Source organism: Bradyrhizobium sp. 23, from assembly GCF_023073295.1.
Taxonomy (GTDB): domain Bacteria; phylum Pseudomonadota; class Alphaproteobacteria; order Rhizobiales; family Xanthobacteraceae; genus Bradyrhizobium; species Bradyrhizobium canariense_D.
Genome location: NZ_JADPJF010000151.1, coordinates 249,771 through 259,713, shown reverse-complemented (window position 1 = coordinate 259,713; position 9,943 = coordinate 249,771). Strand labels below are relative to the sequence as shown.

8 protein-coding genes are annotated in these 9,943 nt (G+C 65.0%); 7 read left to right on the top strand and 1 reads right to left on the bottom strand.

What is annotated here, in order from left to right:
* The 3 genes from IVB32_RS38280 to IVB32_RS38270 form a co-directional block, all read left to right on the top strand.
* The coding region (locus tag IVB32_RS38280) for an OsmC family protein (protein WP_247413074.1) at nt 1-402 on the top strand (402 nt) is incomplete at its 5' end.
* A 67-nt stretch (nt 403-469) separates the two neighbouring features.
* The gene (locus tag IVB32_RS38275; protein ID WP_018455898.1) at nt 470-1,279 is read left to right on the top strand and encodes a hypothetical protein; all 810 of its coding nucleotides are present in this window, start codon (nt 470-472) and stop codon (nt 1,277-1,279) included.
* Between the two features lie 358 nt (nt 1,280-1,637).
* On the top strand, nt 1,638-3,314 hold the full coding sequence (locus tag IVB32_RS38270; protein WP_204514044.1) for a PAS domain-containing methyl-accepting chemotaxis protein: 1,677 nt from the start codon (nt 1,638-1,640) through the stop codon (nt 3,312-3,314).
* A 103-nt stretch (nt 3,315-3,417) separates the two neighbouring features.
* Here the strand turns inward: IVB32_RS38270 and mutS are convergent, their stop codons facing one another.
* Nucleotides 3,418-6,156, bottom strand: coding sequence for a DNA mismatch repair protein MutS (gene mutS, locus IVB32_RS38265; protein WP_026233049.1), 2,739 nt, complete (start codon nt 6,154-6,156; stop codon nt 3,418-3,420).
* Between the two features lie 216 nt (nt 6,157-6,372).
* On the opposite strand from mutS, the gene pcaF reads away from it, so the two are divergent.
* The 4 genes from pcaF to pcaG all read left to right on the top strand — a co-directional run.
* Nucleotides 6,373-7,581: a 3-oxoadipyl-CoA thiolase gene (pcaF, locus tag IVB32_RS38260; RefSeq protein WP_018455901.1), complete on the top strand. Its 1,209-nt coding sequence runs from the start codon at nt 6,373-6,375 to the stop codon at nt 7,579-7,581.
* A 192-nt stretch (nt 7,582-7,773) separates the two neighbouring features.
* Entirely contained in the window at nt 7,774-8,667 is an 894-nt protein-coding gene (locus IVB32_RS38255; RefSeq protein WP_018455902.1) for a dioxygenase, read from the top strand.
* Between the two features lie 91 nt (nt 8,668-8,758).
* Nucleotides 8,759-9,460 carry a protocatechuate 3,4-dioxygenase subunit beta gene (gene pcaH / locus IVB32_RS38250; RefSeq protein WP_018455903.1) on the top strand — a complete coding sequence of 234 codons (702 nt, stop codon included), beginning with the start codon at nt 8,759-8,761 and terminating at the stop codon, nt 9,458-9,460.
* Nucleotides 9,461-9,943: protocatechuate 3,4-dioxygenase subunit alpha (pcaG, locus tag IVB32_RS38245; protein ID WP_247413073.1), on the top strand; the 483-nt coding region annotated here is incomplete at its 3' end.

The following is a 9,943-nucleotide window of genomic DNA, read 5'->3' as shown; positions in this document are numbered from 1 at the left end:
GAGGGCATCGCCTGCAAGGTCGAGACCGGCCGCGCCATCGCAATGGCCGGCCTGCATCCCGCAACCGGCGGCTCCGGCCTCGAGCTCTGCTCGGGCGACATGCTACTCGAAGCGCTGGTCGCCTGCGCCGGCGTCACGCTGAAATCGGTCGCGACCGCGATCGAGGTACCCTTGAAGACCGGCAACGTCTACGCCGAGGGCGATCTCGATTTCCGCGGCACGCTCGGCGTCGACAAGGAGACGCCGGTCGGCTTCGCCGAGATACGTCTGCGCTTCGACGTCGATACTGATGCGCCGCAAGACAAGCTCGACCTGCTGCTCAAGCTCACCGAGCGCTACTGCGTGGTCTATCAGACCATCAAGAACGGCCCGAAGGTCTCGGTGTCGATGCAGCGGATGTAGCGAGCGAAGGCCGCTCGCCCAACAATTCGTGTCGTCTCGGCGAAGCCCGGGACGACAAAAGAAAAAAATGTCCCCCGAGCTCCACCTCATCCTCATCCTCGTTCTGCGCATGATGGTCGCGGCGGCGTTCGTCGTGACGGCGTCGATCATCACCGAGCGTTCAGGGCCGGTGATCGGCGCGCTGGTCGCGACCTTGCCGGTTTCGGCCGGACCATCCTACGTCTTCCTCGCGCTCGACCACGATGCCGCCTTCATCGCGCAGGGCGCGCTGTCGAGCTTGCCGGTCAATGCCGCGACGATCTTCATGTGTCTCACCTATGTGGTGCTGGCGCAGCGGCGCAGCCTTCTGGTGAGTTGCGGAAGCGCGGTCGCGGTCTGGATCGTGTTCGCCTCGATCATCAAGCAGTTCGACTGGCCGCTCACCGCCGGGCTCGCCGCCAATCTGATCGCGTTCGGCATCTGCATTCCGCTGCTCGCGGGCTATCGCCATGTAAAGATGCCGCTGGTGACGCGGCGCTGGTATGACGTGCCGATGCGGGCCGCGCTGGTCGCGACCCTCGTCGCAATCGTCGTCTCGACCTCGGGCTGGGTCGGTCCCCGGATCAGCGGCATCATCGCGCTGTATCCGGTGGTGTTTTCCAGCATCATGGTGATCCTGCATCCGCGAATCGGCGGTCCGCCGACCGCCGCGGTGCTGGCCAATTCGGCTTGGGGGCTGCTCGGATTCGGAATGGCGATCGCGGTGTTGCACGTGGCGGTGGCGTGGTTCGGCTCCGCCGTCGGTCTTGGGCTTGCACTCGCCACCTGCATTGTTTGGAATCTGACGCTGTGGGGGATCGGGCGGCGTACGCAGCACAAGGCGCGGCAAGCGCCGTGACACTACGGACATGCGGCGCGGCGTCGCCGGATACTTCCGTAGCAAAACTCGCCATGACCGATCGCGAGACGCTTTCCTTCAAACTCCTGAAGGACCAAGCATTCAAGTGACAGCGCCGACCGAGCAGCGTGTAAGGCCTACCGTCGTGCAGCTTTAGGCTGCTCTGTCGGCGATCGCTTTTCCCAGAATTCGTTAGCACTTTATTCGAATCTTATGGGTACTGAATCATCTTGCGTATCCGCCTTGGTCTTCGCAACGCGAGTTTTACCGGCGGAATTCGATTGGAATTCAGCGCGTGTGCCGCGCCGTCACGTCACCTGATCCCGTCTCGCAATTTAATGATTTTGGAGATTCAATGATGTTTGGCCGCAAGTCCCGCAACGACGCGGATGCTAAGCTCGCCGCCATCGGCCGCTCGCAGGCCATGATCGAGTTTGCCATGGACGGCACGATCCTGAGCGCCAACCAGAATTTCTTGAACGCCCTCGGCTATTCCCTCGACGAAATCAAGGGAAAGAAGCACGCCATGTTCATGCCGGCCGACCAGCGCGACGGCGCCGAGTACAAGGCGTTCTGGGCTGCATTGAACCGCGGCGAGTATCAGGCAAGCGAGTTCAAGCGGATCGCGAAGGGCGGCCGTGAGATCTGGATCGAAGCATCCTACAATCCGGTGCTCGACGGCAACGGCAAGACGGTGATGGTCGCCAAGATTGCGACCGAAATCACCGAGAAGAAGATCCGGAGCATGACGGAGTCTTCGAAGATCGCCGCTATCGGCCGCGCCCAGGCCGTGATCGAGTTCAAGCTCGACGGCACCATCGTCACGGCCAACGAGAATTTCTGCAACGCGCTTGGCTATTCGCTGACCGAGATCCAGGGCAAGCATCACAGCCTCTTCATGCCCCAGGCCGAGCGCGACGGCGCGGCCTATCGCGAGTTCTGGGCCAAGCTCAACCGCGGCGAATACCAGGCTGGCGAGTTCAAGCGCATCGGCAAGGGCGGCCGCGAGGTCTGGATTCTCGCCTCCTACAATCCGCTACTCGATGAGAACGGCAAGCCCTTCGGCGTCGCCAAGTTCGCGACCGACGTCACGGCGGAGAAGCTGAAGAATGCCGTCCTTGCGGGCCAGATCACGGCGATCGAGAAGGCGCAGGCGGTGATCGAGTTCAACATGGACGGCACGATCATCACCGCCAACGCCAATTTCCTCGGCGCCCTCGGCTATTCGCTGGCTGAGATCAAGGGCAAGCACCACAGCATGTTTGTCGAGCCCTCGGAGCGCGATGGCAATGGCTATCGCGAGTTCTGGGCGGCGCTCAACCGCGGCCAGTATCAGGCGGCCGAATACAAGCGCATCGGCAAGGGCGGCAGGGAGGTCTATATCCAGGCCTCCTACAATCCGATCATGGATCTCAACGGCAAGCCGTTCAAGGTCGTGAAATATGCGACCGACGTCACGAAACAGGTGCTGGTCCGCATGGGCAACGAGCGCGTCCGCGGCATGATGGAATCGGTCGCCGCCGGATCGGAAGAGCTGAACGCCTCGGTGCGGGAGATTTCCGAGGCCATGACCAAATCGCGCGAGACGGCGATGAGCGCGGTGGAGCAGGTCGCGTCCGCTGATGCCCAGGCCCAGCGCCTCACTGAAGCGGCGCTGGCGATGAGCGGGATCGTCGAGCTCATCAACAACATCACCGGGCAGATCAACCTCCTGGCACTCAACGCCACCATCGAATCCGCCCGCGCCGGTGAAGCCGGTCGGGGTTTTGCGGTGGTGGCCTCGGAGGTCAAGAGCCTCGCCAACCAAGCCAAGCAGGCCACTGACAAGATCGGCGCTGAGATCGGTAGCCTCAACGGCATCTCTGGAGACGTCGTCACCGCCCTGGCTTCGATCAAGACGGCCATCAGCAACGTCAGCGAATATGTGACGTCGACGGCCGCGGCAATCGAAGAGCAGAGCACGGTGACCAACGAGATGTCGACCAGCATGCAGCGCGCCGCAGCGGAAGTGGCGGCGATCGCGGCGAGGGCGTAGCGTTCAGAAGCATAGGGTGGGTTAGCGAAGCGTAACCCACCACTTCTCGCGCGCTGACAAAGGTGGTGGGTTACGCCTTCGGCTCACCCACCCTGCGGCACCGTCACTGCTTCGGCAGCTTGGCCTTCAACGCATACAGCGCATCGAGCGCTTCGCGTGGCGACATCTCGTCCGGATGCAGCGCCTTCACCGCGTCCATCAGCAGTTCGGCCTCGCTCGGCGGTGTGACTTCTGCGGCGGCGCGCGAGGGCACTGCGAACAGCGGCAGATCGTCAGCAAGCGCGCGCGCGGTCTGGCCGCGGTCCTGGGCTTCCAGCTTCGCCAGTACCGATTTGGCGCGCGTGATCACGGCCGGCGGCAGGCCCGCGAGCTTGGCGACCTGGATTCCGTAAGAGCGATCGGCCGAACCCGGCAACACCTCGTGCAGGAACACGACATTGCCCTGCCATTCCTTCACCCGCACGGTCGCGTTGAACATCCGCGGCAGCTTGGCGGAGAGCGCCGTCAGCTCGTGGTAATGCGTCGCGAACAGCGTGCGGCAGCGGTTGCTCTCGTGCAGGTGCTCGATTGCGGCCCAGGCGATCGAGAGGCCGTCGAAGGTCGCGGTGCCGCGGCCGATTTCATCAAGGATCACGAGCGCGCGCTCGCCGGCCTGGTTGAGGATGGCAGCGGTCTCGACCATCTCGACCATGAAGGTGGAACGGCCGCGGGCGAGATCGTCGGCGGCGCCGACACGCGAGAACAGGCGGTCGATGATGCCGATCCGCGCGCGTGTCGCCGGCACGAAACTTCCGATCTGGGCGAGCAACGCAATCAGCGCGTTCTGGCGCAGGAAGGTCGACTTACCCGCCATGTTCGGACCGGTCAGCAACCAGAGCTGGCCGGATTTTTGCGCAGGGCCCGGCGAGAGATCGCAGGCATTGGCGATGAACGGCTGGCCATTGCGCTTCAAGGCCTGCTCGACCACGGGATGGCGGCCCGCCTCGATCGCAAAGCCGAGAGACGAGTCCACCTCGGGCCGCACATAGTTCTGGTCGATCGCCAGCTTGGCAAGCGACGTCGCGACGTCGAGCAGCGCAAAGGCGTGAGCGGCGGCGCGCAGTTCCTCGCTGATGGCCAAAGCCTTGGCGCAGAGCCGCTCGAAAATCTCGAGCTCGAGCCCGAGTGCGCGGTCGCCGGCATTGGCGATCTTGGCTTCGATCTCCCCGAGCTCGGAGGTGGTGAAGCGGACCTGGCCGGCCAGCGTCTGGCGGTGGATGAAGGTTGCGTTTAGCGGCGCCGACATCAGCTTGTCGCCGTGCTGCGCGGTGACCTCGACGAAATAGCCGAGCACGTTGTTGTGCCGGATCTTGAGCCCCTTCACACCCGTGTTGTCGGCGTAGCGCGCCTGCATCGAGGCCACCACCAGGCGCGAGGCGTCGCGCAGATTTCGCGTTTCGTCCAGCGCAGGCTCATAGCCCTGGCGAACGAACCCGCCGTCGCGCTTGATCAGCGGCAGTTGATCGTCGAGCGCCCTGGCGAATTCCGCCGCGAGCTCGCGCGATGGCTTTTGCAGCGCCGCCATCACGACGGCGATCTCCTGCGGCGGCTGGTCGAGTTCGTCAAGCCGCGTCAGCACCTGGTCGGCGGCGATGATGCCATCGCGCAGGCCGGCGAGGTCACGCGGACCGCCGCGGCCGACGGATATACGGGCCAGCGCCCGCGACATGTCCGGGGCGCCGCGCAGGATGCTGCGGATGTCCTCGCGCGCGGCCGAGTCGGCAACGAAGCTGCCGACGGCATCGAGCCGCCGCGCAATCGCCGCCGCATCGGTCAGCGGCGCGGCAAGCCGCTGCGCCAGCAGGCGCGAGCCGGCCGAGGTCACCGTGCAGTCGATCGCGTCGAGCAGCGAGCCGCGGCGTTCGCCGGCGAGTGTCCGCGTCAGTTCGAGATTGGCGCGGGTGGCGGGATCGATCGCCATGGTCGCGCCCGAGGCTTCGCGCGCGGGCGGCGACAGCGGCGGATGTTTGCCGACCTGGGTGCGGTCAACATAGGTGACGGCGGCGGCGGCGGCAGTGGCTTCCAGCCGCGTGAGCTGGGACAGTCCGTCCATGGTCGCGACGGCAAAATAGTCGCACAGCCGCTTCTCGGCAGTGGCGCCGTCGAAGACGTCGCGGGTCAGCGGCGTCACCGCCGGCAGCTCGCGCAGGGTCTGTCCGAGCTCGCTGTCGTTATAGAGCGCGTCGGTGACGATCACCTCGTTCGGATTGATCCGCGCCAGCGTGGCGGCGAGTTCGCCGCCCGAACATTCCGTCACCGTGAATTCGGCGGTCGAGATGTCGATCCAGGCGAGGCCAAAGCGGTCACCGCCCGCCGATGAGCGCGCGCGCGCGAGCGCCAGCAGGTAATTGTTGGCGCGCGCGTCGAGCAGCGTGTCCTCGGTCAGCGTGCCCGGCGTGACCAGGCGCACCACGCCGCGGCGCACGACGCTCTTGTTGCCGCGTGCTTTCGCCGCCGCGGGATCCTCGGTCTGCTCGCACACCGCGACCCGGTGCCCGGCGGTGATCAGCCGGTGCAAATAGTCCTCGGAGCGCTCGACTGGCACGCCGCACATCGGGATATCGGCGCCTTGATGCTTGCCGCGCTTGGTCAGGACGATGCCGAGTGTCCTGGAGGCGATCTCGGCGTCCTCAAAGAACAGCTCGTAAAAGTCGCCCATCCGGTAGAACAGCAGAAGGCCCTGATGTGCCGCCTTGATTTCAAGGTACTGTTCCATCATCGGCGTGACGCGCGCGGCAGCTTCCGCCTGCGGCGCGGGCGTATCGTCGGGAGGCGGTGCAGGGATCGGTTGTTGCATTGTCATGGGCGGCGCAACCTACAAAATTTCGCCCCGCGCTCCTATCGCTTTGGGCGGAGAGGGGAGGTTTTCCACGTTGTCCGCACCGCGGCATGCGCAACTCGCGTGCACACCCGTCGGAACACGCGCGTATCGGTCAATTGACCTGCCGCGGGCGCCCTCCTAAAACTCCGTCGACATTGAAGAATTTAGGCCGGATCGCGGCATTCAGGGAGAACAACCATGCGTGACGTCTTTATCTGCGATGCCGTGCGGACCCCGATCGGCCGTTTTGGCGGGTCGCTCGCCAAGGTGCGTGCCGACGACCTGGCGGCGGCCCCGATCAAGGCGCTGATGGCCAAGCACCCCAATCTCGATTGGGCACAGGTTGACGAGGTCTTCTTCGGCTGTGCCAACCAGGCCGGCGAGGACAACCGCAACGTGGCACGCATGGCGCTCCTGCTTGCGGGCCTGCCGGATTCCGTTCCAGGCCAGACCCTGAACCGGCTCTGTGCCTCCGGTCTCGATGCGGTCGGTGCGGCCGGCCGCGCTATCCGTTCCGGCGAGATCGAGCTTGCGATTGCCGGCGGCGTCGAATCCATGACGCGCGCGCCCTTCGTGATGGGCAAGGCGCAGGAAGCGTTCTCGCGCTCGGCTGAGATCTTCGACACCACGATCGGCTGGCGCTTCATCAATCCGCTGCTGAAGGCGCAGTATGGCGTCGACGCGATGCCCGAGACCGGCGAGAACGTCGCCGAGGAATTCCAGGTCTCGCGCGCGGATCAGGACGCCTTCGCGATCCGCTCGCAGCAGCGCGCGGGCGCCGCGATTGCGGCCGGCTATTTCGCCGAAGAAATCACCCCGATCACCATTCCCGGCGGCAAGGCCGGCCCTGTCACCGTCGACAAGGACGAGCATCCGCGTCCCGAGACCACGCTGGAAGCCCTGACGAAGCTCAGGCCGATCGTGCGCAATCCCGGCACGGTGACCGCGGGCAACGCCTCCGGCGTCAATGACGGCGCCGCCGCGATGATCCTGGCGTCCGAGGCTGCGGTGAAGAAGCACGGCCTGACGCCGCGCGCGCGCATCCTCGGCCTCGCCTCCGCCGGCGTGCCGCCGCGCATCATGGGCATCGGCCCGGTGCCGGCCACCCGCAAGCTGATGGAACGTCTCGGCAAGAAAATCGGCGATTTCGACCTGATCGAGCTCAACGAAGCCTTTGCCTCGCAGGGTATCGCCTGCATGCGCCAGCTCGGCGTTGCCGACGATGCCGATTTCGTCAATCCGCATGGCGGCGCGATTGCGCTCGGTCATCCCCTCGGCATGAGTGGCGCGCGCCTCGCGCTCACCGCGGTGCACGGCATGGAGAAGCGCGGCGGCAAGCTCGCGCTCGCCACCATGTGCGTCGGCGTTGGCCAGGGCGTTGCGGTCGCCATCGAGAAGCTGAACTGACGGGACGCGCAGCGTGCCGTCATCCCGGAGCCGGGTGCCCCAGACTCGTCATGCCCGGGCTTGTCCCGCCTGCGAGGCCGAAGCCTCTTCGGCGAGGCGAAGGCCCGGGCATCCACGTTCTTGGTGCCGCGAGAAGAAGGTCGTGGATGGCCGGGACAAGCCCGGCCATGACGCAAGGTGAGGGAGCATCCCATGATCATCGCGCGCGAGCAGGACGTCACGGCCGCGGCCTTGGCGGTGATGGAGCAGACATCCGATCCACGGCTACGCCAGATCATGGTCTCCCTGGTCAAGCATCTGCACGGTTTTGTTCGCGACGTTCGCCTGACCGAGAAGGAATTCCGCGACGCCACGGCTGTTATCGCCGAACTCGGCAAGCTCTCGACCGACACGCATAATGAGGTCGTGCTGATGGCAGGCTCGCTCGGCGTCTCGCCGCTGGTGTGCCTGCTGAATAATGGCGATGAGGGCAACACGGAGACCGACCAGTCGCTGCTCGGACCATTCTGGCGGCTGAACTCGCCGCGGGTGGAAAATGGCGGATCGATCGTCCGCTCCGAGACCCCAGGCGCGCCGCTGTTCGTCAACGGCCGCGTCGTGGACAAGGACGGCCGTCCCGTCGCCGGCGCCGAGGTCGACGTCTGGCACGCGTCGCCGGTTGGTCTCTATGAAAACCAGGACCCCGAGCAGGCCGACATGAACCTGCGCGGCAAGTTTACGACCGACCAGGACGGAGCCTTCTCGTTCCGCTCCGTGATGATGGTCGGCTATCCCATTCCGACCGACGGCGTGGTCGGCCGCCTCCTGGAGGCGCAGAAGCGGCATCCCTATCGTCCCGCGCACCTGCACGCGTTGGTCTTCAAGCCCGGATTCAAGGTGCTGATCTCGCAGGTCTACGACCCCGCCGACCCGCATATCGATAGTGACGTGCAGTTCGGCGTGACCAAAGCGCTGATGGGCAAGTTCCTGCGCCATGACACGCCACATCCGACCGAGCGCGACGTCGCGACGCCCTGGTATTCGCTGGACCATGTCTATCGGCTCGAAGCCGGCGAGGCCGTCCTGCCGCGTCCGCCGATCAAATAGGGCTCAAAGCCGCTTCCCCCAATTAGTTATATCCTATAATGATTGGCGGAAGCGTTGACCGGTCGGAAAAGGGCCGGGGAGGAGTTCGCCAATGACATTCATCTATCCCGTCGACAGCAACACGGCGCATCCGCTGCCGCTGTCGCCCGAGTACAAAAGCTCGGTCAAGCGTGCGCCGAACAAACCCTTGATCCCGATGCGCCATACGCTGTCGGAGCTGACCGGCCCGGTCTACGGCCACGAGACCGTTCGCGAGGGCGACAATGATCTCACCACCCAACACACCGGCGAGCCGCTCGGGGAACGCATTATTGTGCACGGCCATGTGCGCGACGAGGACGGCCGCGGCGTGCCGAACTCGCTGGTCGAGATCTGGCAGGCCAATTCCTGCGGCCGTTACGTTCACGTCCGCGACCAGCATCCGGCTCCGCTCGATCCGAACTTTACGGGCGCCGGCCGCACCGTGAGCGACGTCTCCGGTTACTACCGCTTTGTCACCATCAAGCCTGGCGCCTATCCCTGGGGCAACCATCATAACGCCTGGCGTCCCGCACACATCCATCTCTCTGTGTTCGGCCATTCCTTCGTCACGCGTCTCGTGACGCAGATGTACTTCCCGGCCGATCCGCTGTTCCCGTTCGATCCGATCTTCAATTCGGTGCCGGACGAGAAGGCGCGGGCGCGGATGGTGTCGTCATTTGATCTCGAGAACACCCAGCCCGAATGGGCGCTGTGTTACCGCTTTGACATCGTGCTGCGCGGCAAGAACGCCACCCCTATGGAGAACCATTAAGTGCAGGACAATGGGATCACGCCGTCGCAGACCGTCGGCCCGTTCTTCAAATACGGCCTGACGCCGACCGGCGAGTATGCCTGGAATGATGCGTTCACCAACTCGACGCTGACGCCCGACGTCACCGGCGATCGCGTCCGGATCGAGGGCCGCGTGTTCGACGGCGACGGAGTCGTTGTGCCCGATGCCATGCTGGAGATCTGGCAGGCCGACGCGCAGGGGCGCTTCGCGGATCCGCAGGACAAGCGCGCGCTGCCGAATGCGAGCTTCCGCGGCTTTGCCCGTTGCGGCACCGACAACGACGGCAATTATTCCTTTGAAACCATCAAGCCGGGCGTGGTGCCCGATCCCGACGGCAAGCCGCAGGCACCGCATGTCCTGCTTGCGGTGTTTGGTCGCGGCATGCTGCGGCATCTCTATACCCGCATCTATTTCAGTGACGAGGCCGGCAATGCCGCCGATCCCGTGCTGGCGGTGGTGCCT

Coding starts and splice junctions, on each gene's coding strand:
- IVB32_RS38275 (WP_018455898.1), top strand. CDS start 470: ATGTCCCCCGAGCTCCACCTCATCCTCATCCTCGTTCTGCGCATGATG.
- IVB32_RS38255 (WP_018455902.1), top strand. CDS start 7,774: ATGATCATCGCGCGCGAGCAGGACGTCACGGCCGCGGCCTTGGCGGTG.
- IVB32_RS38270 (WP_204514044.1), top strand. CDS start 1,638: ATGTTTGGCCGCAAGTCCCGCAACGACGCGGATGCTAAGCTCGCCGCC.
- pcaF (WP_018455901.1), top strand. CDS start 6,373: ATGCGTGACGTCTTTATCTGCGATGCCGTGCGGACCCCGATCGGCCGT.
- pcaH (WP_018455903.1), top strand. CDS start 8,759: ATGACATTCATCTATCCCGTCGACAGCAACACGGCGCATCCGCTGCCG.
- mutS (WP_026233049.1), bottom strand. CDS start 6,156: ATGACAATGCAACAACCGATCCCTGCACCGCCTCCCGACGATACGCCC.